Genomic DNA, 24,352 nt, shown 5'->3' with positions numbered 1-24,352 from the left:
TTGGAACTCTATTTTTTAGGGACGAATGCAGGGATTCCCTCCTTGCAGCGTAATGTCACTTCATCAGCGCTCAGGCTGCTGGAAGAGCGTGGAACTATTTGGCTTTTTGATTGCGGTGAAGGAACGCAGCATCAAATTCTAAGGTCGCCACTGAAATTAAGCAAGCTGGAGTTCATATTCATTACACATCTGCATGGTGATCACATTTTTGGCCTCCCGGGACTTTTATCCAGCCGCGGGGCTCAAGGAGCAACGACACCTGTTACTATATTCGGACCGGAAGGCATTCAGTCGTTTGTAGAGACATCTTTGGAGTTAAGCCAGTCACGTGTAAACTACCCGCTTGAGATTAAAGAACATCGCGGAGGGCTGCTGTTTGAAGATGAGACGTTCAAGGTTGAAGCAGCGCGGCTTGAACATCGTGTGGACAGCTATGGATACCGGGTTACTGAAAAAGACCGTCCAGGGAGTCTGGACTTAGAACGGCTGGAGTCTTTCGGCTTGAAGCCGGGACCTTTGTATGGCCGTTTAAAACGTGGTGAAAGTGTAGAAATGCAGGACGGCCAAATGCTGCATTCATCCGATGTTTTAATGTCTCCTAAAAAAGGCAGGGTCGTGACGATTCTGGGAGATACGCGTCCCTGCGAACAAGTGGTGCCTCTCGCTGCGGATGCTGATCTGCTCGTGCATGAGGCGACATTCATGAACGAACTGGAAGACACAGCCCATGAATACTATCACAGCACTGCAGGTCAGGCTGCCAAGGCTGCATCTGAGGCAAATGCCAGACAGCTATTATTGACACACTTTAGTTCCAGGTACAAGGATGCGGAGCATCTTCAGCCTCTCTTGAATCAAGCGAGAGATGTATTTCCGAATACACGCCTTGCGGAGGATTTCGCTCTCTACCCTATTCACCGGAGGGAATAATATAATTATTTTCCGGGAAAGCGCAGGATTTGACAAAGGGATACACAAAACGTTGATATCATGCTCAGGCTTCGCGGTGATTCGACCGTTTTCAGCTGAACTTGATTTCACCTCATGAATCATTCATGCATTCAATGAAAGAAAGCAGGTGACGAAATGGAGCGCATTCAAGGACTTCTCATCGATCTGGATGGCACCTTGTATCATGGGAAGCATCGCATAGAAGGAGCGGATCTGTTCATCCGCATGCTCAGAGAATCAAACGTGCCGTTTCTATTCGTTACGAATAATTCCTCCCGGACACCGGAACAAGTCGCTCAGCATCTAACGGGAATGGGAATTCCTGCAGAGCCAGAGGAGGTTTGTACTTCTTCATTGGCAGCTGCAAGTTATATATCTCATGAATTACCAGGTGCAAAAGTGGCGATTCTGGGAGAAGAAGGATTGCGTACCGCAATGATTCGGGAAGGCTTGGAATTAACAGAAGAGCAGCCTCAGTACGTAGTTCAGGGCATAGATCGCTCATTTAACTATGAATCGCTCTCTAAAGCTGTAGAGTGGATCCATGCTGGCGCCATATCCGTATTAACGAATCCAGACTTGCTGCTTCCATCGGATCATGGCCTTACACCAGGAGCTGGATCGCTGGGAGCCGCGATCGAGGCAGCTTCCGCAGTGAAACCTGTCGTCATCGGTAAGCCGTCTTCAATATTAATGAAATACGCAGCTGACCGATTGGGAATTTCACCGGCTGATGCCGTCGTCATCGGTGATAATATTCGAACAGATATTGCAGCAGGAGCTCATGCCGGATGCAAGACCATTTTGGTGATGACCGGAATCACGACTGAACACAATTTACAGGATCATCAGACAGCGACAGGTGTGAAGCCTGATTTTATCTGTAAAGATCTGATGGAAACCGTAGGTCTCATTCGAGATTGGCAGCAAGGAACGGTTACATAATGTTAGAAATGAAAGGATAGATGTATCATGCCGGAACTTCCGGAAATGGAAAACTATCGCAGGCTGCTGACAAATCATATCACCAACATTCCAATCCGTCAGATCACAGTCAACCGCGAAAAATCAATTAATATACCTGCCGATGAATTTAGTAACACACTAATCGGCGCAAAAATTATTTTTGTGGAACGCCGCGGAAAATATTTGATTTTTCATATGAATGACGGCAGACGTTTGCTGCTGCATCTTATGTTGGGAGGTCTGCTTTATATGACGTTTGATAATGAAGCAAGACCTTCGCGTTCGACCCAGATCGAAATCCATTTTGGAGATCGTGTGCTTTATTTTATCGGGCTGAGGCTCGGTTATCTGCACCTGTTGACTGCCAAGGAAACGGATCAGGCATTAAGCCGCCTGGGTCCGGATATGATGGGCCGCCGGATGAATAAAGATGTCTTCATACACCGGGCTGCCGAAAGAAGAAGCACACTCAAAAGCATGCTGGTAAACCAGCAAGCCATATCTGGAATCGGGAACTGCTATGCAGATGAAATTGCTTTCCATGCTGGTATTCATCCAGCGGTAAAGGTGCAGCAGCTGCCATCTTCTTCGCTTGAAAAACTTTATAACAGTGCACTGCTGGTGTTAAACGATGCCATTGAACATGGAGGTTATATGGAACTTCCATTCTCTGAAAATGATGATTTAACAGGTAACTATAATGAAAAATGTAAGGTGTATGATCGGGAAGGACAGCCTTGTGTAACCTGTGGTAATCCAATTAACAAATTAGAGTTGAGCGGCAGGAAAGTATTTTTATGTCCTGTCTGTCAGCCAGAAAACGTATGAACGTGAAAATAGGCAGTCATGTAAGTACAAGAGGCGGTTTTGCCGCAGCAGCGCGTCATGCCATGCAAATGGGAGGACACGCGTTTCAATATTTCCCCAAAAACCCGAGAAGCCTGAGTGTAAAACAGTTTAATATACAAGATGGACTAGACTGTGCATCAGTTTGCAAGGACCATGGGCTTGTATCTGTCGCACATACACCGTATCCTACCAATATGGCGATTGGACGGACACGGGGGGAAGAACACTACAGACTTACGGTGGAATCTCTGATGAATGATTTGATGATATCTGAGGCTTGTGGATCACTAGGAATCGTAGTACATTTTGGCCACACCAAGAGCGATGAGCTTCTGACTGGTTATCAAAATGTGATCACCTGCATCAACGATGTGCTGAGAGCCTGGAATGGAACCTCCAAACTGTTGATCGAAAATCAGGCTGGAGATCATGGTAATATGGGCATGACCCTTGAAGAATGTGTGAAGATCAGAGAATTGGCTGATGAACCGCATAAAATCGGTTTTTGCCTGGACACCTGCCATTTGTATGCTGCCGGCCAGTGGGATATTAGTCGTACTGATCAATTGCTCGCAAAAGGAAACGAATTAGGCTACTGGGATCATCTCGTGGCCGTACACCTGAATGATTCGAAATATAGTGCAGGTTCACGAAGAGACCGTCATGAACGAGCAGGCCGTGGAAATATTGGAAAAGAAGGTCTTCAAGCACTGCTGCTTTCTGAAGAAATGTCGGACAAAGCCTTTATTTTGGAGAGCGAAAAAGGTGAGGACGGGACACACAAGGATGATATTGCTGAAGTGATGTCCTGGCTGCAATAAGGAGGGAATAGGAATGATCCATCTGTATCTGGATGATTGGCGTGCCTGCCCCGAAGGATTTGCCCTGGCTAGGAACGGGGAAGAGTGTTTAATGATGTTAAGGGAATGCGAGGTCGGTATTTTATCTCTCGATTACGAGCTGGGGCCTGATCCAATGAATGGTGGAGACGTGACCGCCGCTCTGATTCGTGAGAAGCTGTATCCGAAGGAAATATTTTTGCATACCTCAAGTCCTTGGGGTAGAAAAAGAATGTACGAAATGCTGTATGAACATATGCCTGCTGAAGTGAAAGTCCATAACGGTCCCATGCCCGAGCATTATCTCAGTCAATTTAATAACAGGAATCAGCACCGGACATGATTTCATTATCACAGCGGCAGTTGAAGGAACGTTTGGATTGGCATCAGCATTTGATTGCACAAAATCGCTCCAGACCCACGCCGGTTATTGTTTTTCTTCATACTCCTTTATGTGGAACCTGCGGGGCTGCGCGGAAAATGCTGAATGTGGCAGAGATGATGCTTCCGGAAGGCATACTACTGGAAAGCGATGTGAATTTTTTGCCTGAAATCGTTACGCGCTTTGAGGTTCGGAGTGTGCCTGCTTTATTAGCGGTAACGGGTGATCCGGGTGAACCTTACCAGCTTCTATACCGAATGGGATCGGTACAAGATATTTTGAATTTTGTCAGGAGTGTGCTTTAATGATATCCCTTCATAACGTTAGTTTTCGAAGAGAAAACAGTCTGATCCTGAATGATATTTCCATGGATATGAAGCAGGGTGAGCATTGGGTTATTCTCGGCCGTAATGGCTGTGGAAAAACGACCTTGCTTGAACTGTTGACTGGATACATGTTTCCTAGCAGCGGGCAGGTTCAAGTTCTGGGCAATATGTATGGACGATGCGATGTGCGAGAAGTGCGTAAAAAAATCGGATATATCAGTCAGTCGCTGATGGAAAAACTGTCTCTCCGGGATCCGGTGTGGGAAGTGGTGGCGACAGGAGCCTATGCTTTCCTTCGTTTTTACCAGGCGATTCCGGAAGAGGTTCGTGAGAAGTCCTTATCAATTCTAACGGAGATGAATTTTAGTCATTTGGCAGACCATCCGCTGGGTACGCTATCTCAGGGGGAACGCAAAAAAGTAATGCTTGCGCGCTCACTGATGGCCGACCCCGAACTGCTGATTATGGACGAGCCTTGTGCAGGTTTGGATTTGTTTGAAAGGGAGAAAATGCTGATCGAAGTAGATCGATTGAGACAAAGAGATGTTTCGGTAGTATATGTCACACACCATATCGAAGAAATCGTTCCTCTTTTCACCCATGTTGCATTAATGAAAGACGGACAATTGGCAGGAGCTGGCCCGAAGGAAGAGGTTCTGAACCGGGAACTTATCAAAACTACGTATAATATCGATGTTGAATTAGAATGGGACGGTGGTCGTCCCTGGATCAAAGTCATTTCTGGAGGCTAACCCCATTGAACGAGCATGAAAAACAAGATTTAGAAGAACAATCAACAGAAATACCAATTATAGAGGATCAACCTGTCACTTTGCAGCAGGTACGTCTCATCTGTACAGCAAATCACGGATTTGCACCTTATGCACAGGAAGAATTAAGACGCCTGTTCGGCAAGCTGAAAAGTACGATGCTGATTCCAGGTGAGGTCTTTGTGGTTACACTGGATGCCGAGAGTTTCGCTTCTGCTGTAGAGCGTATTCAGGCACACTCCCCGGTATTTCTGAGACATATGTTTCCTGTTGGACTGGAACTGTCCAGTGCTGCTGAAGAAACTCTGGTTCAGGAGACCGTTAATTTCTTACTTCGAAAAGAGGATCTGGCGGGCAGACGTATTTCGGTGCAGGTGCGCAAAGCAGAGAACAGCTGCTGGAGCGAAAGCCCGGGCAGCTTGAGAGAAGTGCTGCAGGACAAGTTTTCCGAACTGGAGGCGGAGTTTACCGTTCAGGATCCGGAGTGGATCATTTCGGTTTTTGCCGATGAGGAAAAATGGTATATTGGTGTGTCAGAGCCTTCCACCAATTTGTCGGACTGGAATGGCGGCGCCATCCGGTTTCAGCGCGAAGATGGTCAAATCTCAAGAGCAAAGTTTAAATTGCTGGAAGCTGAAAAACAATTTTCCATTCCGTTTTCTTCTTTTCGAAATGCCCTTGATATTGGCGCTGCCCCTGGCGGATGGACGTCATTTTTACTGGAGCGGGGATTACGGGTGACTGCTGTTGATCCTGCAAAAATGCATGAATCATTGAAACAGCATCCGGGCCTTCGAATTTTGAACAAAAACGCATCTGAGGTCAAATTCAAAGAGAACGAATTCGATCTGATTGTCTGTGATATGAGCTGGAGTCCTAAACAAATGGCCAGACTGGTTACCGAGCTGTTGTACAGCTTGGAGCCAGGTGGAACCGCCATTGTAACGGTGAAGCTGCTGACCAAAAAACCGATGGCATTGATCAAAGAAATCACAGCCTGGTTTGAGGATTCCCGCATGCAGATCCAGGCAGCCAGGCAGCTGTTCCACAACCGCGATGAGATCACTTTGTATATGGTTAAATATTAATATGAACTGAACTATATATAATAACTGAATACTAAAGCGGAGGTGACGAGTGATTCTGTAGAAGCGATCGGAAGAACACTCGCCATCTCAGCAACAGTAGGAGGTTACATTAAAGTTTAGTCTATATTAAAAAAACTCTTTACAAAGAAGATCGAAATGAAATATAATGATTCCAAAATTAACCAAACAATCAGGAAAGCATCCTGTCTGATCAACTGCAGTCTTCTGCATGAGATCCGGCGGGGTGCTTTTTTGTGTTATCGACATGTTGAGGAAGGAAGAGAAAACCGATGAAGCAGCCGACGAAGCTGGCACCGGGGATGATGCTGGGTGAACGTTACCGGATTGTGAGAAAGATCGGGGAAGGAGGGATGAGCTGTGTTTATCTGGCAGAGGATTACAAGCTGCCGGGAAAACAGTGGGCAGTAAAGGAAAGTGTTCATCATCACGGAACGTTAAACCGTGTGCAGGAGGAAGCCAATTTATTAATCAATCTGAATCATCCAAGGCTTCCCGGCATTATTGACTTCTTCGAACCGGATGAAAGCGGATATGCCTATTTGATCATGGATTACATTGAAGGACAGACTCTGGAACAATATTTAAAACAATGCCAAGGCCGTGTGAGCACAGATTTTATCCTCATGATTGCCCGGCAGCTGCTCGATGTCCTTGGTTATCTTCACTCCCATACTCCACCCGTGGTGTACCGGGATTTGAAGCCAGCCAATATAATGCTGAAACCCGACCATACGGTCAGCTTGATTGATTTTGGAATTGCGAGAAACTACACGGGACTCAAGGAAGAAGACACGGTCAAGCTGGGTACGGTCGGATTTGCAGCACCGGAGCAGTACGGAGGCGGGGAAAGTGATTGCAGGTCGGATCTATATGGACTGGGCGCACTGCTTCTCTATATGCTGACGAACCGGCGATTTAGTGAGTGGCTGCCGGGAGTGAAATCCAGTATTCGTGAGTCGGCTCCGTATCCCTTAATACCCGTAATTCGCAAGCTATTGGAGCATCGTCCGGAAGATCGTTACGCTTCTGCTGCAGAGGTGGCAAGAGTTATTCAGGAAACACTGCATCCAAAGCGTAAAGATCCGGTTCCAGCGCAAATTGGCTCTGGCTTCTCAGGCAGTCTGGTCACAGCCGTAATGGGTGCTTCAGCAGGGCTTGGAGTGACACATTGCTGTATTATGATGGGCCACTATTTAGCACAAAAGTACAATCGTGTAGCCATAGTAGAAATGGGTGTGCAAGCTTCCGCATTCAAGCGCATCCAAGAAATTGCATCCGGCTCATCGGGACAGCATCTGCGGAAGTTTGTTATTCACGGCATTGACTTTTGGAGACAGGCGGCCCGGAGCGATATTATTTCCCTGCTGGCAGGAAGCTATGATGCTGTAGTTTTGGATCTCGGTGTCTATCGTGACACGGAACGTCTGGAGGAATTTTTGCGGGCACATGTACCTGTCATCATTGCTCCCTCAGCCGAATGGAGATGGCGGGATGTCACCGTCCTCCAGGATCGTTTATCAAAGCATGATCAACCGGGCCGTATGTTTGCTGTACCTTATGGCGACGAAGAAACATCCAGAAGCTTAAGCAAAAGACTCCAAGGAAGCAAAGTCATTTCTCTTCCTGCCTTAAATGATCCGTTTCAGTTTACAGACAAAAGTCAGCTGGCAATGGACCAAATCTATGAAGGTTATATTCATGGCAATATTAAAAAACGATGGTTTAGATTTAGAAAGATTTGAAGATGAAATAGGAGGAAATAGCAGAACATGCCGATTATGACAAGGCGAAGCAAAAAACTTTTGTACGCAGGCCTTGCAGGAGCCGGGATCGCCGCATTGATATTGGCAGGAGGGTTTCTCTGGATTCAAAAGTCAAGCAGCGTTCAGCACAATGAAGAGGTTGGCCGTTATCTTGAGAAAATCAACGAATTGGAGTCCTTTCAGACTGCATTGGAGGAAGTAAGCAGCACGGCGTGGGTTCCACTCCGAAATGTGCCGGCGGGCGAATTGTTGAATCCAGGTGACTTAGAGAAGGTAATGCTTCCTCAAGAACTGTCACCTGATAACCTGCCCAATAGTGTGGAAGAACTGGCAGGCAAAGGAGCTAAGATCGAGCTCCGAAAAGGTACGCCGATTACCATGTCCATGCTGTTTGATCAGGAACTGACGCCGGCAGACTTGCGGAATCGGGAGATGAAGTCCATTTGGATCCCAAGTAATTTACAAGTCAAGGACACCATTGATATCCGGATTCAGTTCCCTACGGGACAAGATTATATTGTGCTATCCAAGAAAAGAGTCGATCGTCTTGCGGCCCCGGCCTTTTGGACCACACTCAGTGAGCAGGAAATTCTGCTTCTGTCCAGCGCGATGGTGGATGCGTATTTGAACAAGGCTTCGCTCTATGCACTGACATATGTTGAACCGGAGCTTCAGCAGCGGCCTGTGGCGAATTATCCGCCCAAGCAGGAGGTTCATAAGCTAATCAAGAACAATCCCAATATCGTCTTCACTGCAGAAAGACAGCTGGAAAGCACATTACGCGCAGCACTGGAACAGGATTTATCGAGGTTCAATGAATTAGGTTCCGGGACGGCTAGTACTCAGTACGCAGAGGGGAAGCAGGACTTTAATACTTGGAGTGCAGCTAATCCTGAGAATGAAACCTTTACATCTTCTGAACCTGATGGGAATGAACCCTCACTTTCAGAACATGAAAAGGCAGATATTATTTTTTCAGCACCCTAAGTTAGAAATGAAGGAGGTTAGGAGATGAAGCAGTGGGTTTTTGGCGGTGTATGCGATAAAAGTGATTTTCTAAAATATGTGGCAAGTGTTCTGAGCAAGAGCGGCTCAAAAGTACTCCTTGTGGATGGAACGCCTGACGACATCTACCAATACAGCATGGGTCAGACCATTGACATACCAGGAATCTATGAATTTTTTGGTTTTGATATTGCTTGTGGTTTTGACACGATGGCTGATGTTGAAAATCAAATCCGGCGGACATCCGAGTGCAGTTATGATTATTGGCTGATCGATGCAGGGAAGCCGTCTTTTATGAATGATGATGACTGGGTAAAGGCAGACGACATCATATGGGTAAACAATTTTAGTCTAAGCGACCTTTCAAAAAACAGTAAATGGCTGATTGAACTGTCAAAAGGGGAGCAATTTCAAAATCACTGTGCCTGTCATTCGCTGTTGCTGAATGTGGTCGAGGATCTGACAGATGATGCTTATATCGATGGCCTGATGTCTTTGACAACCGTTCGCTGGCTGGGTACTCCGATTCGTGTACCTTGGGATGAACATACCTATGCCTTGAAGATTGAAAATGAACATCATGCCAGACTGAAGCTCAAACCTTTAAACCGAAAATATAAGCGGGCTCTTGCAGAGCTGATTGAAAGGCTGAGTGAAATGGAGCAGCGGCAGATCTACAAGGCCTTTCGTCAGGCGGAAAGGAGAAGGGCATGAGCTTGATCGCATTATGGAGTCCGCTTTCAGGAGGAAGTGGAAGTACAGTTTTAGCTTGTAGTCTGTCTATAATGCTCTCGATGGAGTATAAAGCAGCATGTTTATTAATGCACGGCGGCAAGATGAGATCTCGTGTAGAACAAGCTTTTCCAGGAGTGAACAATGTAACGGAAACTATTTATGACGATGGTAATCAAGGCATGTCTGCACTGCATCGTCTGGCGGTGTGCGGCCGTTTAAGCCAACATAATTTCAAGGATTATGCTTCAACGGTGATTCCAGATAGAATGCATTTCATGAAGGGAACACCCGAACCGCTACTACTGCGGGACGAAGCAGAAGTACATACATACAGGACAATATTAAATGCTGCAGTTCAGTCTTACGATGTCGTGGTAGCAGATGCAGGCAATGGGCGTCCTGAAGGTATGGATCTGGAATTAATCATGTCCGCTGACCTGCTCCTCATCGGGCTGAATCAGAACATGCATGCTTTGGATGAGCAATTTGAGAACAAGCTTTACGGTATACCGGAACAAGTAAAGTCTTTTGGATATGTTGTCGGAAGGTATGACACTGACAGCCACTATACATTACAAAATATCAGGCGGAAGTTTGGGTTGAAGGAATTTATCGAAAAAGTTCCATACAGCTCGAATATTGCTGACGCCTGGAATTCCAGGAGCATTACGGCCTGCTTACTTCGAGGTCAAGGCGGAATGAAACATAAACGAGAAACGGCGTTTAATCAAGCAGTACGGTCCATTTCATCATTAGCGTCTGATACTGTGGGGATGCCGGGGCTGCGAAATTCAGTGGAGAGAGGTGCATGATGGGTTCCAACATGTGGTCCCATGCGCTGGCGATTCTTTTGATCATCCTGTTAGCCGGGTTGTACCTGTATCTGCGAATCCGCCGAAATCCGTTCAATCCTCAGTCCGGCATTCGTAATATACCAATCTCAATTGAAAGCATGACGGAATTTGTTAAAAACAGTCTGCATCATCTTACTCATAGTCAGCTTTCAGATCTGGGCCTTCATGAAGAAGAATACCGAAAAAGACTAAACAAGCGAACTGAGCTGCGTCGAGCCTTGAAAGGGTGTGTCTCAGGCGATCCACTGGATAAACTGTACGTGAAATCGATCCTTAAAGAGCTGCTGATGACAAAGCTAAGGTTAAGTGAATTTGAAATAAATGCTGCCCTGCCATTTGATCAGCATGAACGTTTAACATCCCGGGATAAATTTGATATTATGCTGTATCTTTTCAAACAGGACTTCAAAGACCAAGCTTTAAGTCACATGATCGAGAAATATCAGCTGGCAGAACCCCGGATTTTGGAAGCGTATGGATCTGACAAAGTATACGCGGTAACGGCAGAGGACATTGAGTATATGTATGCCAATGAAATCCGGATGCTCAGTAAAGAGGAGAAGCTGGATATTGTCGTCCAGCGTATTTATCAGCACTACAAAGGGTTTTCGGTGATCGACGAAATCCGGGATCAAAGGATTGATGGGGTCAGCGGAGGGGTCAGCGGAAGCATTGGAAAGCTGCCTATGCAGCAGCTGGAATTGAACATGGATTTATTCTCATCTGACCCAGCGGGAGAATGTGAGAGCGTGTGGTTGTTTTATAAAGGGATTTCGCTGCATTTGGGATTTCTTTCTTTTGAGCAGCCCAATGAACTGAAACGGGTATGCCAGAATATCTACAAGTACAATCATCCGGGGCAGCTGTCAGAAACGGCCGGTTATAAAGTAAATGAGATGAAAGATGGATCACGGGTTGTGGTAGTGCGGCCTCCGTTTTCCGAAACCTGGGCATTTTTCGTCCGGAAATTCGATATTGAAGATGTGTCGTTAGAGCAGCTGATACAGGGAAGAGAAGCGTATCTGCCCATCGGCCTGCTTGCTTATTTAATGAAAGGCAGCAGGATCACAGCGATCACTGGTGCTCAGGGATCAGGCAAAACCACATTACTGATGGCTATGATCAAGTATATCTACGCGACCTATAGTATAAGAGTACAGGAAATGTCCTTCGAGCTGCAGCTTCGTAAAATCTACAGCCGCCGTAATATTCTGAGCTTTCGGGAGACGCCCCATATCAGCGGTCAGAGAGGGTTGGATCTTCAAAAAAAGACAGATGGTACAGTGAATATCCTTGGCGAAGTAGCAAGCGATGAAGTCGCATCCTGGATGATTCAGATGTCACAGGTCGCAAGTTTATTTACTGTGTTCACGCACCATGCCAAAACTTTTAATGATCTTGTGTTTTCTTTGAGAAATTCACTACTGAAGAGCGGCATGTTTCAGCAGGAAGAAGTTGCAGAACAGCAGGTGGTCAGTGTCATCAACTTTGATATCCATCTCAAAAGAGATCACACAGGTCACCGCTATATTGAACGCATCACGGAATGTATTCCTTCGTTGAAAGGTTCCTTCCCGGATTCAGAATCTAAAGCCGGATTTCAGTACCGCAATATCATTGAATATCGAGATGGTGGATATGAAGCCGTATTTCCTATTTCCACATCCTCGGTTGAAGAAATGAAGGGTCATATGCAGCCAGAGGACATCCAGGCTTTCAATGATTTCTTACATACTGGATGGGGGTATACCGCTTGAGCGTTAAACAGATTTTGCTGCTGGTCCTATCAGGCTCTCTGCTTCTGTTTCTATGTTTGGCTGTATTGGCTAGGCATATGCAGCGCAGAAACGATGTCGCTGTTGGTGTGAGAGATACGGCTTCCTTAACTCAGTTGCTGGCAGAAATGAAGCAGCAGTACAGACAGCTGCTGCAGCGGCTTTATGTGATCTTGGCTAGAATTCCTGTATGTTCGACCTATGTTCGAAGAATGCGCAAGCGAATTTCTTTTCTGCATCCTTTTGATGAAATTTCACTTCGTTATGAGACGATGAAACTGGTTGTTAGGGTCGCTGCAGCAGTGTTGATCTCAGCTGCACTGCTTATTTGGAGCAGCAAAGGTCCTGTCTTTTTTGTTACCGCTATGCTGGCGGCCGCGGTTCTGCATGATTTGATCCTGGATTTGTTTTTGAACCGGCTTGAACGAAAACTGTTGAGGCAGTCTGTCGAGCTGTTCTCCAATATCCGGCATCACTATCAACAGCACGGGATGGTGGAAGAAGCGATCTATGAGGCGGCAGAGACGGCTGACCATGAAATATCCATTCATGCTCATGGCATTTATCAGGCATTAGTATCTCAGGATCCGGAGGAAGCACTGGAACGATTCTACGAAACTTCCCCGAACCGATACCTTAAAGCTTTTGCAGGGATATCTCATCTTGTGCTGGAGTTTGGTGATCATGAGAAGCGGAGCAGTTCCATCTTTTTAAAAGGGATTAGCAGTTTGACGAAGGAGATTCAACTCGAGATCTTAAGGCGGGATAAGCTGGATTACCTGCTCAAAGGATTGAACATCATTGCATTGATTCCTGTTTTCTTCACTACTCCAATTGAATGGTGGGCGCGCTCGAGTTTCCCGGCAATGGACGCATTTTATATGAGCAAACTTGGAGTGATCACAAAGCTCGTTGTTTTCGTCACAATATTGGTCTCTTATGTTCTGTTACAACGATTGCATCAGAACCTGGAATCGGAATACCGGGCAGGCTTTGACAAGAGCATATGGGAAGCAAGGGTACTGCAAACGAAATGGCTTTATAACGTTGTAAGTCTTTTTGTTCCTGAACCGGGAACAGCGAAATACGAACGGAGAACAACACTGCTCAAAGAAAGCAATACAAGAATCCGATTGGAGTCATTCTATCTTCGAAGGCTGGCAGCTGGTTTTGTCTTAGGGCTCTTTGTACTGCTGGTTTCTGTCTTTTTGCAGTTTCATGCCAAACATCAAATACTATATTCAGTTCCAGTGGGATCAGCCTACTTCGGTTCCATGAATCAGAATGAGAAACTATCGCTTCAAAAACAAACAGATGAGGATAGACAAGTGATTCAGAAGATCCAAACATCATCCCGGAGAGACCAGCAGCAGGTCATTGAGATCATGGATCAGATGACTGGCGGCCGCTGGAGTGAAGAGCAGTTGACAGCTGCGGCAGAACGAGTCCTGAACAAATGGCATCTCTTACAGCATGAATTTCTGAAGTGGTGGGAGGTTTTCATTGCGGTAATAGGCGGTATTCTGGGCAGCTATTTTCCACTGTGGCTGGCGTATTTTAACCGCAAAGTCCGCAGGATGGAGATGAAGCATGAAGTATACCAGTTTCAAACGGTCATTTCTGTTCTGCGTGAGATGGACAGAATATCAGTCGAAGAGATTCTGGAATGGATGAACCGGTTTGCGTTTATGTTTAAGGCTCCGATTCAGAAAGCGATATTGCATTTTGAACATGGTGCCGATCTTGCTCTGCAGGAGTTAAAAGAGGATATCTGGTTTCCGGAGTTTCGCCGTTTAGTAGATCAATTGATGATGGCCGTGGATTTGGTACCGATAAAAGAAGTCTTTGACGATCTGGAAGGTGAAATGGCTTATGTGTTCGAACAGCGTCGTCAGGAATATGAAAAAATGATCGATGTCAAAGCAGCGTGGGGGAGATTTATTGGATTCACCCCGATGTACGCCCTAGTATTTCTGTATCTGGTTATCCCTTTGATCGGAATGAGCTTTGACCAGATGAATGATTATTATGAACAGATTCAGAAGATTTAATGACACGGTCCATGCCGTGATCAACTAAAACAAGTCCGCTAACGCGGTTACAGGAGGAATTAAAAAATGAATAATGCGTCTTCTGCTCTCAAGGTTGCTGCGGGTATTTTTCTGACCATTGCGCTGATTACAATTGTAGTCATCTTGTTTATTTCGGCCCAGGAAGCTACCAAAACCGCTCAAAACAATTTTTCGGATATTCAAACCGAACTTTCCCAGGCTGCCTTCACCGTTTATGACGGGACAACGATCAGTGGTTCACAGGTGACCAATGCGCTGCGGAAATATAAGGACAAAGACCAGTTCGGCATTATGATCAAAACCGGTAAAAATCCTGCTGGACAATGGTACGGAAATGTTCTGAACACAGATGGTTCAATGGAGAATCCAGATTCCCGTCAAGGCATAATTGCTGAAACCTGGAACGAGAAGAGCTCAGAATATGTGAATCCGAGCGGTAAATTTAAAGCGGCGATTGTAAAAGATAATTCCAATGTCATACGCGGGATTATTTTCGTTCAGTAAAGCTGTGAAAAATGCAGCCGTCTCGATGCTGGAACTGGCCGCTGCTGCCGCACTGTTCCTGTCCGCTTGTGTTATGGCTTATAGTCTTCAGCAGGACATCTCTATGGCCCAGAAGGCTGTTTACGGAGTGCTTGAAGACCAGCATGTCTCGATAACTACACAAGTCTATCAGAATTCACCTCAACAATTAAGAGTCAGCAGCGCGGATCTGCTTTATTTCATCCATTCTTCCCAGCACAGAACTTATCCCGTTAAGATTCATGATGAATGGTATGGTGCTGGTATTGTAATTCCGCCTGAAGTTATATTTGATCACCTTCCATCATTCTACCAGGTTCAGTATCAGTATAATTCCGCTGGAGAAATTGCAGCCGCTGCATATATAAAGGAGAAATAAATAGGATGTCCAACGCACTTAGCAAGTGGTTTGCCGCTTTACTATCTGTACTGCTGCTGTATTTATTACCAGCCTGGGAGGGTGCGCGCAGACAAGACGATCTATCCCGGTTAATGGTTATGCAATCAGTGACCAAATTCACGGACAGTATCCGGATGAAAGGTTACATCTCTCCTGGTGTCTATAACGATTTTCGAAAAGAGCTAGGTGCAGCGGGAAATGTATATCAGGTAGAGATGGAGCATCAGCATAAAAGATATCATCCGGAATACAGTGACCCAGCGGATCCTGCCACGTTTTTGGGCCGTTACTCTGTCGTACATGATGCATATTACACTTCAGATATTATGCAGGTCTTGTTTCCAGAATCAGAATTATCGAGTGAAGCTGATGAGCGTCTCTACAAACTAACAGCCGGTGACTACTTCAGTGTTGAGGTATCGAATATGAGTACAACGCCATATCAGATCTATTCAAATGTTTTGACTACAACCGACCCCTCAGCCGGAGCAGGCATCGCTTATGTTTACGGCGGGATGGTGCTCAATGAAGATTACTGATTTCGCTATTTTGTTTGTCGCGCTTGTTTTCCCTTTTTTCTTTATCCTTGGAATGCAGAGCCACCATATGCAGGATACGGCGTTCATTGAAATGAAGTATACTTCCGGATTAAGGACGGCCGTTCAGGATGCCGGGGTAATGCTGACGCTCAATGAAGATCCTGTCATGGAAGCAGGATATGTGTCTGCAAAGTATTTTCGGGCAGATAAGGAAAAAGCACTGCAAGCTTTCTCTAAAACACTTTATGTAAATATGGGGGTGGCAGACGACCCGAAGGCTCAAGAAGCGCTGTGGTGGTACATTCCGGCTTTGGCTGTTATTGATTATAACGGATTCTATATCTACTCGATGCAATCTGTGCCAGATGAAGATGGAAGAGATGCATGGAAACATGTGTGGTCCCCTAAAATTCCGTATTCGTATATGGATGCTGATCGTAATATGATTTATTTCACATTAGATGACAAGGTTACAGCATTTAATGAAGTTCACAGAACGTGGATAAGCGGCTTTCAAAAAGAGCTTGCGGGTACAACTGGAATTTCACTGCTTGATTCTGTAGAAAGTTTTGAGGGAATCCGGCGTACAACCATAGTACATTCCATCCAGGATAACGTGGCTTATTACATCCATAAACACAATGAAATAGCACTGCGCAGCGGTATATCATATCAATTTAACATGCCGGTCATCGGGCAGGAAGAGTGGGTAAACACCATTGACGATATTGGATTTATGGCTTTTGTACAGGGGATCCCAGTAGGGGACAAAGCCTATAACAATTATGCCTTGGGCGGGGGCAGACTGATCAAGAAACCGACCTATTATGGAGTATACGATTACAGTACTGATCGCAAAATCGTTGTCCGTGACAGCTGTGCGCATTCTTATGAAATACAGGAAGTGTTCCAATCACCAAAAGCAGCAGCAGAGGCAGGATACATTGAAGGTGCTTGTTTGCATGTTCCAATGCCGTAATGCCTAAAAATACAGTTTCAGCTTCGGGGCTGTCTATGTTACAATAAATTCTTGATTACGTCATTGGTTTCGTTAATTCAGATGATGCAAGAGCTTATTTTATATAGACAGGAGTTACCCAGAATATGAGTTTATTGACTGTAGAAGAGGTTTCCCATAATTTTGGAGACCGTGTTCTGTTTAAAAATGTATCCTTCCGCCTGCTGGCTGGAGAACATGTGGGTTTGGTTGGTGCGAATGGTGTGGGTAAATCCACGCTGATGAACATTCTTACCGGTCAGCTGCTGAAAGACAGCGGCAAGGTGGAATGGACTCCAAAAGTGCGGTACGGATATTTGGATCAGCATACCAAACTCATTCCCGGAAAGTCTGTAAGGGACGTGCTGAAAGATGCGTTTCTTCCTTTACTGAAGCTGGAGCAGGAAATGATGAGTATCACAGATAAAATGGGAGATGCCTCTCCTGAAGAGCTCGAACTGCTGCTTGAGCAGATGGGCGAAATACAGGAGCAGCTCGAAATGGGCGACTTTTACATGATCGATGTGAAAGTGGAAGAGATGGCGAATGGTCTTGGCCTGTCCGTTATCGGTCTGGATCGGGATGTTGCCACTTTGAGTGGTGGCCAGCGGACAAAAGTTTTGCTTGCCAAGCTGCTGCTGGAAAAACCGAATGTGCTTCTGCTCGATGAGCCTACGAACTATTTGGACGTCGAACATATTGAGTGGCTTACCCAGTACTTGAAACAGTATCCGTATGCGTTTATGCTGATTTCCCATGATACGGAATTTATGAACAAGGTTGTTGATGTTATCTACCATCTGGAATTTGCGAAGCTGACTCGCTATACAGCAAACTATGAGAAGTTTCTGGAGATGGCGGATATCAACAAAAACCAGCACATTGACGCATATGAAAAACAGCAGGAGTTTATCAAGAAGCAGGAAGATTTCATCCAGCGCAATAAAGCAAGATATTCCACCTCTGGCCGGGCTAAAAGCCGGGAGAAGCAGCTGGATCGGTTAGACCGAATCGACCGTCCAGAAGAAGCGGCCAAGCCGGTCTTTAACTTCAAAGATGCACGTGCTAGCGGGAAGACCGTATTTGAAGGTGTGAATTTTGAGATTGGATATGACCGCCCCCTGCTCCCGAAGATGTCGATCACGATTGAACGGGGCGAAAAGATCGCGATTGTAGGCTGTAACGGTGTAGGTAAATCGACTCTGCTTAAAACGATTTTGGGTAAAATCCCTCCCTTCAGCGGCAAAACCTATCAAGGTGATTTTCTGGAGCCTGCCTATTTCGAACAGGAAGTTCGTCCTGGTAACCTGACTCCGATTGATGATGTATGGAATGAGTTTTCCCATTTGAATCAACATGAGGTTCGTGCGCATCTGGCGCGCTGCGGGTTAAAGAACGAGCACATTACACGTCCTCTAAAGGCATTAAGCGGCGGCGAACAAGCGAAAGTCCGGCTCTGCAAGCTGCTGATGCGTGAGAGCAATTGGATTCTCTTTGACGAACCGACCAACCACTTGGATGTTGCCGCCAAAGAGGAACTGAGAAGAGCGCTGAAAGAATTTAAGGGCACTGTACTTCTGGTATCTCACGAACCTGAATTTTACGAGGATTGGGTAACAAAAATTTGGAATGTCGAAGACTGGTCCCAACAGTCATAGCCCAAAACATTAAAGCCACTCTAAGGAGTGGTTTTTTTATGATCTGAAAAGGAATGAATACTTCTAATTTAGGCAACCTATGGTCAAATGGGCAAATACAGAAGTGGAGGCGCTGCCCCTTGAACGATTCGGTGCTGCTGGCTGTCACGGACGTTGTTCGAAGAAATCATATTCAAAAGTGGTTGCAGAAAGCGGGATATTCGATTCTTGTTGCAGAGCATTTGTCATCCGCAATGATTCATGCAAAGCAATCTCCGCCGGATATTATCATTGTGGACAGTGCTCTTGAAGGCATGAAGTCATTCCAAGTCCTGCACAGTTTTCAAACAGAAAAACAGCAGGTACCGGTCATCGTTCTTGGTACAGACGGTACTGAAGAAGCAGCAGCTGCTTTAGAAGCTGGGGCCAATGATTATATCTTTGACTGGACGGATGAGCGCGAATTCAAAGCCAGGGTAGGCAATCTGATCCATTTGTTTCGCCGCAGCAAGATCAATCACACAAAATATAAAGAACAGATCATCTCAATCGGAGATCTCAGCATCAATCCGTCGAGCCGGCAGGTGCTTCGTTCCGGTAAACCGATTGACTTGACCCGTAAAGAATTTGAACTCCTGCTATATCTTGCGAGAAGAAAAGACGAGGTTTGTGCCCGGGAAGAAATATTGATGAACGTCTGGGATTATGATTTTCATACAGGTACCAATGTTGTTGATGTGTACATTCTTCATTTGCGTGAGAAAATGGACAAGGGCTATAAGTGGAAGTTAATTCAGACGGTCAGGGGGGCTGGATACTTACTCCGTACCCCGGCAGGAGAAAGGAATAGCTGAGATATCATAACTCTCACAATAAAAAACCGTTCTCTCCAAGACTTGCAGGAAGAGAACGGTTTTTGTTTAGGAAATTCAGATTACAACACGCGGCGGGCTTTCAGATAAGTCTTGCTCCAATGTCCAGAAGTCAGCGTTGAAACCATAACACCCGGCTTGCCATAGGTGTGCATGAACTTACCGTTGCCAACGTAAACGCCGACATGGGTTACATTACGGCCGTTCGCGCGGCTGCCGCTGGAGAAGAATACCAAATCACCTTTTTGAAGATTAGATTTTGATACCGCTTTGCCCATTTTAGATTGAGCAGCGGATGTGCGCGGGAGATAGACTCCATATTGTTTGAAGATATGCTTCATAAACGAAGAGCAGTCAAATACCCGGGTCGTGCTGGTTGAAGCACCAAATTTGTAAGGAGTACCCATATATTTTTTACCAAAATTAATGACTTTTTGGCCTTTACTTATAGAGTAAGAGCTTGTTGCTGCCTCTGCTTGTCCAGCAGGACCTGCTGCCAAGAGTGAACCCATACCGAGTGATGCGCTCAAGCTGATCATTACCGCTTTTTTAATCCAAGTCTGTTTATTCATGATGTAGTACCTCCAAAAGTGTGTATTGTGTTGCGATGAACCGAGTATAACAGATTTGAAACCATACATATTTTTCTAATGTTGCTGAATCGCTTGATAGCCTTCAAATGAGAGCGATTTATTAAAATCAAATTAAAAGTTACAAAAAGTAAAGATTATGTGTGGAGAGCAAGCTGAAAAGAGCCATAAAACCTCACTGGTTCAAGGTTTTATGGCTCTTTTTAAGATCAATCATATGGATGACAAAAACGTCATAAATTAATGATCTTTGCTCTGAATAATTAACAGAAGTCCATCATCGATCTTAATTGTTCCTCTTTCAGCTGTTAATCGGTTGCTGATGCCGAGTGACTCTCCTAAATGAAGGGTCGCATTGTACAGTGGGTATTGAAAACCTTCTAAATAAATGCCAGTTACTACTGGAGTCATGGGAAGCAGGGACACATAAGTATACCCTTTATCTTCAATCATGCATGACGAGTTGGTGAGTGTTATGTAGTTGTTGAGATCTACTATAGAAGTCTGGACATGCTGTTCCACACCCCGAGTCAGCATCTGAATATTGGCAAGCGTGTGGTCCATGCGGGTTCCGGTAGCTCCAATGATCAAAATCTGTTCCGGCTTACGATTTAAGGCTATATCCATTGCGAGTTCCGTGTCCGTCAAATCCTTCTGGATCGGATCACATGTCATCGTATCCCCGCTCATAATCCGTACCTGTTCCAGCTGTTCTTTCGAAATGGAGTCAAAATCACCAACAGCTATATGCGGTTTAATTCCGTGCTCTATTAAGAACAGTGCTCCCCGGTCAGCTCCAATAATATAATCTGATGCTTCAATTTCATCCAGCAGCTTTGGAGACAGGTTCCCTCCCGTAAAGATGAGGACTCTATCTATGTTCATGCATTAACCTCCTTCGCTTTGCGGAAGCTGTCGTTTATTATCAGTATAGATAAGTTTTTGATCTTGCACAATTTTATCAACGGCGGATAAAATGAGAAGAGCAAAGTAAGCGAAAGCGGAGGAAATCAATTTTGGACATGCATGTATTTGATTGGTTCAGCATCATTGGCACTGTAGCATTCGCCATGTCCGGTGCATTTGTGGCTATGGAGGAAGAATACGACATTTTGGGTATAGTCGTATTAGGGCTCGTTACAGCGTTTGGGGGCGGCGTTATCCGAAACGTTCTTATCGGTGTACCGGTAACAACACTGTGGAGCCAGGGAGACTTGATCCTGCTTGCAGTTATTTCAGTCTTTGTAGCTTTTATTCTTCCAATGGCTTGGATCAAGCATTGGAAGCGAACAGAAGCCCTATTTGATGCAATAGGATTGTCGGCTTTCGCCATCCAGGGGGGAATTTATGCGACGCAGATGAATCATCCGATGAGTGCTGTCATTGTAGCAGCGGCTCTAACAGGAATCGGAGGCGGTATTGTCCGTGACCTGCTGGCTGGCCGTAAACCGCTGGTCCTGCGCGATGAGATTTATGCAGTATGGGCTATGGCTGCCGGTGCTGCAATTGGCCTGGGAATCACCACTTCAACCTGGCAGCTGCTCCTGCTCTTTGTTCTAGTTATCATATTCCGGATGATGTCTGTACACTATCGCTGGCGACTGCCTAGGCGTCTGCTCACTGCAGAAACTGGTCAAAAAGGCAAAGACACAGTCATCTGAACATTTGATAAGATCTCCCACATTATCTGAAAGGAATGAAGCTTATGATTTCTGTCCTGTTCGTTTGTTTGGGCAACATCTGTCGTTCACCGATGGCGGAAGCTGTTCTGCGTCATAAAATCGTTCAAAAAAGATTGGATGATAAAGTTAAAGTTGATTCAGCGGGCACTGGAGACTGGCATATTGGCAAACTTCCTCACGAAGGGACACGTAAGCTGCTGGACAGCTGGCGAATCAGTTATGAGGGAGTTTCGGCCAGACAGGTGAACAGCCAGGATTTTACGGATTTTGACTATGTGATTGCTATGGATGATTCCAATGTAGAAAATTTAAGATCTCTTCCAGGCGGTGAAGGAGTGGATATTATTAAATTCATGGACTTACTTCCTGATGAAATACTGAGAGAGGTCCCGGATCCGTACTTCACCGGTAACTTTGATGAGGTTTATCGTTTAATTGATTTGGGGTGCGAGGTATTGCTGGACAGAATTGTCAAAGAAAAGTTATAATCATGTTCAACAAAGGGGTGCTTTACGTTCCTCTTTACAAAAATTATGTAAGCGGATGCATCTCCGAAGCCAAAAAGATGAACAAAGCACATTCTTTATCAATGCGCATATTGTTCATCTTTTTTTAAAGAGTACATGATTATTTTAAGAAGTACATAAGAGCTGACGGAAGTTCTTTCTGCCAAAATCCCCAGATATGGCGGCCGTCCTTCTCTTCATAATGCACCGTGGCACCGCGGTCTTCCAGCAGCTGTTTGGTATCCCGGTTCAGCTCCACAAAATTGTATACACCGGTATCGGTCGTATAGCTGTCCTCTTGGAGGCCGACGATCATAAAGATATTCAGCCAGGACAGATCGGTTTCCAGGGTCATAATATGCTGAGACTGCTCATAAAAGGCACCGGACAAGCTAATGATGCGATGAAACAGTTCGGGGTAACGCAAAGCAATATGCAGGGATACACTTCCTCCCAAGGAATCACCTGCCAGGACACGTTGATCCGGATCTTGGCGCACGGGATATTTCTCTTCTACATAGGGAATAATTTCTTCGGCAAAACAGGAGAGATAGGCATCAAACCGATTCCCGAAAGGAGCATATTCTTCCGTGCGTATCTTGGTATTCACTTCGACTCCTACAATAATGAATGGATCCAGTCCTTCTTCCAGGATCAGCTGATTGGCCCAGGTAGCGATACGTCCAAAATTAAAAAACTCTTCACCATCCTGACAGTAAACGACAGGATAACTAAGCAGTTCATTGTAGCTCGGAGGAAGGTAGATGCGCAGGTTCCGCGACTCTTTTAAATGACGGCTTTGAATTTCTTCTTTCACAATGGTACGCTTCATTAATGATTTATCTGTCATGTTTCGTCACCTTTCGAGGGTAAGTTTTTGAAAAGATGTCCACAATAAGTTAAGATTAACCTGTTGTCACTGGAATGACTGGTAAGATGTGATCGCTGTTATGCTGTTATAGTAATTTCTCATCCCTGTTACATATACAAAGTGAGAGGGAATCGAAATTTATTCCCTATTTCTTTGACGAATGAAGTGAAACAGGTGTATAATAATTCTATAACAGCGGAACTTGATATTCAAATATTTATTGAGGTGAAAAAAATGACCAAGGTTCCTTACGAAGTATATACCGAGGAAGTCGAAACACTATCCGTACTATCCCCGGAAGGCGAGATTGTAAACAAAGATCTTATGCCGGATTTAAGCGATGATCAACTGAAAGAAATTATGTACCGCATGGTATTTACCCGCACCTGGGATGACCGGGCCGTAAACCTCGGCCGCCAAGGACGTCTCGGGTTTTATGCGCCTGTTTCCGGTCAGGAAGCAACAATGGTGGGTAGCGTATACGCTCTTGAGAAAGAAGATTTTGTATGCCCGGGTTACCGTGATATGCCGCAGATCGTGTGGCATGGCCTGCCGCTTTACCAAGCTTTCCTTTATTCCCGCGGCCATCAACATGGCGGACAAATTCCGGATGGCGTGAATGTGCTGATGCCACAGATTATTATCGGTGCACAAATTTTGCATGCGATGGGTATTGCTATGGGTTACAAGCTCAAGAAACAAAAGCAGGTTGTTATTACTTACACAGGTGACGGCGGATCTTCTGAAGGTGACTTCTATGAAGGCCTGAACTTCGCAGGAGTTTACAAGCTCCCGGCCATTTTCTTTGTTCAAAACAATGGCTATGCGATCACGACTCCGTTTTCTAAACAAACAGCTGCCTTGTCTATTGCACACAAAGCGGTTGCTGCAGGCATCAAGGGCGTTAAGGTAGACGGTATGGACGTATTTGCAGTCATTAAAGCTGTGCGCGATGCAGCTGAGCGTGGACGCAATGGTGAAGGAGCTACGCTGATTGAGGCGGTGACTTATCGTTTCCGTCCGCATTCCATGTCGGATGATGCTTCCAAGTATCGTACGAAAGAAGAGGAAGCAGAATGGAACGAGAAGGATCCTATTGCCCGTCTTGCTAAGTACCTCGAGAAAAAAGGTCTTTGGACAGAAGAAGACACACTTCGGGTAAAAGATGAAGCGAAAGCTACGGTGAACGAGCAGATCAAAAAAGCTGAAAAAACCGACAAAATGACGGTTTCCGGCTTGATTGACAGCATGTTCGAACAAACCCCTAAGCACCTGGAAGAACAAAAAGCCGATTTCAAATAAGATAATGCGGCTGTTTGGCCGCGTCTCATACAAAATGC

General features: G+C 45.4%; 26 protein-coding genes. 23 read left to right on the top strand and 3 right to left on the bottom strand.

Annotated elements, in window-relative coordinates:
- The 20 genes from rnz to HII30_RS09225 all read left to right on the top strand — a co-directional run bounded on the left by rnz (window position 1) and on the right by HII30_RS09225 (window position 19,345).
- Window positions 1-930 (top strand): ribonuclease Z, encoded by a 930-nt coding sequence (rnz, locus tag HII30_RS09320; protein ID WP_169504740.1) that lies wholly within the window; start codon window positions 1-3, stop codon window positions 928-930.
- A gap of 156 nt (window positions 931-1,086) precedes the next feature.
- Window positions 1,087-1,896: a TIGR01457 family HAD-type hydrolase gene (locus HII30_RS09315; RefSeq protein WP_169504739.1), complete on the top strand. Its 810-nt coding sequence runs from the start codon at window positions 1,087-1,089 to the stop codon at window positions 1,894-1,896.
- 27 nt (window positions 1,897-1,923) lie between these two features.
- Window positions 1,924-2,745 carry a DNA-formamidopyrimidine glycosylase gene (gene mutM, locus HII30_RS09310; protein ID WP_169504738.1) on the top strand — a complete coding sequence of 274 codons (822 nt, stop codon included), beginning with the start codon at window positions 1,924-1,926 and terminating at the stop codon, window positions 2,743-2,745.
- On the top strand, window positions 2,742-3,587 hold the full coding sequence (locus HII30_RS09305) for a deoxyribonuclease IV (protein ID WP_169504766.1): 846 nt from the start codon (window positions 2,742-2,744) through the stop codon (window positions 3,585-3,587). The genes mutM and HII30_RS09305 overlap by 4 nt, the downstream gene beginning before the upstream one ends.
- Before the next feature lie 13 nt (window positions 3,588-3,600).
- Window positions 3,601-3,948 (top strand): cyclic-phosphate processing receiver domain-containing protein, encoded by a 348-nt coding sequence (locus HII30_RS09300; protein WP_169504737.1) that lies wholly within the window; start codon window positions 3,601-3,603, stop codon window positions 3,946-3,948.
- Window positions 3,945-4,292, top strand: a complete 348-nt coding sequence (locus tag HII30_RS09295) for a thioredoxin family protein (RefSeq protein ID WP_169504736.1) — start codon at window positions 3,945-3,947, stop codon at window positions 4,290-4,292. Before HII30_RS09300 ends, HII30_RS09295 begins: the two co-directional genes overlap by 4 nt.
- The gene (locus tag HII30_RS09290; protein ID WP_169504735.1) at window positions 4,292-5,065 is read left to right on the top strand and encodes an ABC transporter ATP-binding protein; all 774 of its coding nucleotides are present in this window, start codon (window positions 4,292-4,294) and stop codon (window positions 5,063-5,065) included. Before HII30_RS09295 ends, HII30_RS09290 begins: the two co-directional genes overlap by 1 nt.
- A gap of 5 nt (window positions 5,066-5,070) precedes the next feature.
- A complete protein-coding gene (locus HII30_RS09285) occupies window positions 5,071-6,171 on the top strand; it encodes an SAM-dependent methyltransferase (protein ID WP_425495985.1) in 1,101 nt (366 codons plus the stop codon).
- Between the two features lie 290 nt (window positions 6,172-6,461).
- Window positions 6,462-7,934 carry a serine/threonine-protein kinase gene (locus tag HII30_RS09280; RefSeq protein WP_169504733.1) on the top strand — a complete coding sequence of 491 codons (1,473 nt, stop codon included), beginning with the start codon at window positions 6,462-6,464 and terminating at the stop codon, window positions 7,932-7,934.
- Window positions 7,935-7,961: 27 nt separating this feature from the next.
- A complete protein-coding gene (locus HII30_RS09275; RefSeq protein ID WP_169504732.1) occupies window positions 7,962-8,942 on the top strand; it encodes an SAF domain-containing protein in 981 nt (326 codons plus the stop codon).
- A gap of 24 nt (window positions 8,943-8,966) precedes the next feature.
- Window positions 8,967-9,674, top strand: a complete 708-nt coding sequence (locus HII30_RS09270; protein ID WP_169504731.1) for a hypothetical protein — start codon at window positions 8,967-8,969, stop codon at window positions 9,672-9,674.
- Window positions 9,671-10,507 carry a hypothetical protein gene (locus HII30_RS09265; RefSeq protein WP_169504730.1) on the top strand — a complete coding sequence of 279 codons (837 nt, stop codon included), beginning with the start codon at window positions 9,671-9,673 and terminating at the stop codon, window positions 10,505-10,507. The genes HII30_RS09270 and HII30_RS09265 overlap by 4 nt, the downstream gene beginning before the upstream one ends.
- Window positions 10,507-12,306 carry an ATPase, T2SS/T4P/T4SS family gene (locus tag HII30_RS09260; protein ID WP_425495984.1) on the top strand — a complete coding sequence of 600 codons (1,800 nt, stop codon included), beginning with the start codon at window positions 10,507-10,509 and terminating at the stop codon, window positions 12,304-12,306. Before HII30_RS09265 ends, HII30_RS09260 begins: the two co-directional genes overlap by 1 nt.
- Window positions 12,303-14,375, top strand: coding sequence for a hypothetical protein (locus HII30_RS09255; protein ID WP_169504728.1), 2,073 nt, complete (start codon window positions 12,303-12,305; stop codon window positions 14,373-14,375). The genes HII30_RS09260 and HII30_RS09255 overlap by 4 nt, the downstream gene beginning before the upstream one ends.
- A 66-nt stretch (window positions 14,376-14,441) precedes the next feature.
- Entirely contained in the window at window positions 14,442-14,900 is a 459-nt protein-coding gene (locus tag HII30_RS09250) for an ABC transporter permease (protein WP_169504727.1), read from the top strand.
- Between the two features lie 4 nt (window positions 14,901-14,904).
- Complete coding sequence (locus tag HII30_RS09245) at window positions 14,905-15,297, top strand: hypothetical protein (RefSeq protein WP_169504726.1); 393 nt, start codon at window positions 14,905-14,907, stop codon at window positions 15,295-15,297.
- Window positions 15,298-15,302: 5 nt separating this feature from the next.
- Complete coding sequence (locus HII30_RS09240) at window positions 15,303-15,857, top strand: hypothetical protein (protein WP_169504725.1); 555 nt, start codon at window positions 15,303-15,305, stop codon at window positions 15,855-15,857.
- Window positions 15,844-16,836 (top strand): hypothetical protein, encoded by a 993-nt coding sequence (locus HII30_RS09235; protein ID WP_169504724.1) that lies wholly within the window; start codon window positions 15,844-15,846, stop codon window positions 16,834-16,836. Before HII30_RS09240 ends, HII30_RS09235 begins: the two co-directional genes overlap by 14 nt.
- 125 nt (window positions 16,837-16,961) lie before the next feature.
- On the top strand, window positions 16,962-18,512 hold the full coding sequence (locus HII30_RS09230) for an ABC-F family ATP-binding cassette domain-containing protein (protein WP_169504723.1): 1,551 nt from the start codon (window positions 16,962-16,964) through the stop codon (window positions 18,510-18,512).
- Between the two features lie 119 nt (window positions 18,513-18,631).
- Window positions 18,632-19,345, top strand: a complete 714-nt coding sequence (locus HII30_RS09225) for a response regulator transcription factor (protein ID WP_246246215.1) — start codon at window positions 18,632-18,634, stop codon at window positions 19,343-19,345.
- Window positions 19,346-19,425: 80 nt separating this feature from the next.
- Here HII30_RS09225 and HII30_RS09220 read toward each other — a convergent pair whose 3' ends face one another.
- Together HII30_RS09220 and HII30_RS09215 are read right to left on the bottom strand one after the other, a co-directional pair.
- On the bottom strand, window positions 19,426-19,935 hold the full coding sequence (locus tag HII30_RS09220) for a C40 family peptidase (RefSeq protein WP_169504721.1): 510 nt from the start codon (window positions 19,933-19,935) through the stop codon (window positions 19,426-19,428).
- A 258-nt stretch (window positions 19,936-20,193) separates the two neighbouring features.
- Window positions 20,194-20,838, bottom strand: coding sequence for a thiamine diphosphokinase (locus HII30_RS09215; RefSeq protein ID WP_169504720.1), 645 nt, complete (start codon window positions 20,836-20,838; stop codon window positions 20,194-20,196).
- A 137-nt stretch (window positions 20,839-20,975) separates the two neighbouring features.
- Between HII30_RS09215 and HII30_RS09210 the strand changes: the two genes are divergently transcribed.
- Together HII30_RS09210 and HII30_RS09205 are read left to right on the top strand one after the other, a co-directional pair.
- Window positions 20,976-21,614 carry a trimeric intracellular cation channel family protein gene (locus HII30_RS09210; protein ID WP_169504765.1) on the top strand — a complete coding sequence of 213 codons (639 nt, stop codon included), beginning with the start codon at window positions 20,976-20,978 and terminating at the stop codon, window positions 21,612-21,614.
- Window positions 21,615-21,658: 44 nt separating this feature from the next.
- On the top strand, window positions 21,659-22,123 hold the full coding sequence (locus tag HII30_RS09205) for a low molecular weight protein-tyrosine-phosphatase (RefSeq protein WP_169504764.1): 465 nt from the start codon (window positions 21,659-21,661) through the stop codon (window positions 22,121-22,123).
- A 139-nt stretch (window positions 22,124-22,262) separates the two neighbouring features.
- Here HII30_RS09205 and HII30_RS09200 read toward each other — a convergent pair whose 3' ends face one another.
- Window positions 22,263-22,991 carry an alpha/beta hydrolase gene (locus tag HII30_RS09200; protein ID WP_169504719.1) on the bottom strand — a complete coding sequence of 243 codons (729 nt, stop codon included), beginning with the start codon at window positions 22,989-22,991 and terminating at the stop codon, window positions 22,263-22,265.
- Window positions 22,992-23,246: 255 nt separating this feature from the next.
- Between HII30_RS09200 and pdhA the strand changes: the two genes are divergently transcribed.
- Window positions 23,247-24,314, top strand: a complete 1,068-nt coding sequence (gene pdhA / locus HII30_RS09195; RefSeq protein ID WP_169504763.1) for a pyruvate dehydrogenase (acetyl-transferring) E1 component subunit alpha — start codon at window positions 23,247-23,249, stop codon at window positions 24,312-24,314.
- The last annotated feature ends 38 nt before the right edge of the window (window positions 24,315-24,352 follow it).

The organism is Paenibacillus lemnae (assembly GCF_012933385.1).
Taxonomy (GTDB): Bacteria; Bacillota; Bacilli; order Paenibacillales; family Paenibacillaceae; genus Paenibacillus_AQ; species Paenibacillus_AQ lemnae.
The sequence above is the reverse complement of the archived record's forward strand: the minus strand, read 5'-3'. Positions and strand labels throughout refer to the sequence as shown.

What these genes read in the sequence shown, in the direction of transcription:
- HII30_RS09315 (WP_169504739.1), top strand. Translation starts at nt 1,087, where the DNA reads ATGGAGCGCATTCAAGGACTTCTCATCGATCTGGATGGCACCTTGTAT.
- mutM (WP_169504738.1), top strand. Translation starts at nt 1,924, where the DNA reads ATGCCGGAACTTCCGGAAATGGAAAACTATCGCAGGCTGCTGACAAAT.
- HII30_RS09305 (WP_169504766.1), top strand. Translation starts at nt 2,742, where the DNA reads ATGAACGTGAAAATAGGCAGTCATGTAAGTACAAGAGGCGGTTTTGCC.
- HII30_RS09300 (WP_169504737.1), top strand. Translation starts at nt 3,601, where the DNA reads ATGATCCATCTGTATCTGGATGATTGGCGTGCCTGCCCCGAAGGATTT.
- HII30_RS09295 (WP_169504736.1), top strand. Translation starts at nt 3,945, where the DNA reads ATGATTTCATTATCACAGCGGCAGTTGAAGGAACGTTTGGATTGGCAT.
- HII30_RS09290 (WP_169504735.1), top strand. Translation starts at nt 4,292, where the DNA reads ATGATATCCCTTCATAACGTTAGTTTTCGAAGAGAAAACAGTCTGATC.
- HII30_RS09280 (WP_169504733.1), top strand. Translation starts at nt 6,462, where the DNA reads ATGAAGCAGCCGACGAAGCTGGCACCGGGGATGATGCTGGGTGAACGT.
- HII30_RS09275 (WP_169504732.1), top strand. Translation starts at nt 7,962, where the DNA reads ATGCCGATTATGACAAGGCGAAGCAAAAAACTTTTGTACGCAGGCCTT.
- HII30_RS09270 (WP_169504731.1), top strand. Translation starts at nt 8,967, where the DNA reads ATGAAGCAGTGGGTTTTTGGCGGTGTATGCGATAAAAGTGATTTTCTA.
- HII30_RS09265 (WP_169504730.1), top strand. Translation starts at nt 9,671, where the DNA reads ATGAGCTTGATCGCATTATGGAGTCCGCTTTCAGGAGGAAGTGGAAGT.
- HII30_RS09260 (WP_425495984.1), top strand. Translation starts at nt 10,507, where the DNA reads ATGGGTTCCAACATGTGGTCCCATGCGCTGGCGATTCTTTTGATCATC.
- HII30_RS09250 (WP_169504727.1), top strand. Translation starts at nt 14,442, where the DNA reads ATGAATAATGCGTCTTCTGCTCTCAAGGTTGCTGCGGGTATTTTTCTG.
- HII30_RS09240 (WP_169504725.1), top strand. Translation starts at nt 15,303, where the DNA reads ATGTCCAACGCACTTAGCAAGTGGTTTGCCGCTTTACTATCTGTACTG.
- HII30_RS09235 (WP_169504724.1), top strand. Translation starts at nt 15,844, where the DNA reads ATGAAGATTACTGATTTCGCTATTTTGTTTGTCGCGCTTGTTTTCCCT.
- HII30_RS09230 (WP_169504723.1), top strand. Translation starts at nt 16,962, where the DNA reads ATGAGTTTATTGACTGTAGAAGAGGTTTCCCATAATTTTGGAGACCGT.
- HII30_RS09220 (WP_169504721.1), bottom strand. Translation starts at nt 19,935, where the DNA reads ATGAATAAACAGACTTGGATTAAAAAAGCGGTAATGATCAGCTTGAGC.
- HII30_RS09215 (WP_169504720.1), bottom strand. Translation starts at nt 20,838, where the DNA reads ATGAACATAGATAGAGTCCTCATCTTTACGGGAGGGAACCTGTCTCCA.
- HII30_RS09210 (WP_169504765.1), top strand. Translation starts at nt 20,976, where the DNA reads ATGCATGTATTTGATTGGTTCAGCATCATTGGCACTGTAGCATTCGCC.
- HII30_RS09205 (WP_169504764.1), top strand. Translation starts at nt 21,659, where the DNA reads ATGATTTCTGTCCTGTTCGTTTGTTTGGGCAACATCTGTCGTTCACCG.
- HII30_RS09200 (WP_169504719.1), bottom strand. Translation starts at nt 22,991, where the DNA reads ATGACAGATAAATCATTAATGAAGCGTACCATTGTGAAAGAAGAAATT.
- pdhA (WP_169504763.1), top strand. Translation starts at nt 23,247, where the DNA reads ATGACCAAGGTTCCTTACGAAGTATATACCGAGGAAGTCGAAACACTA.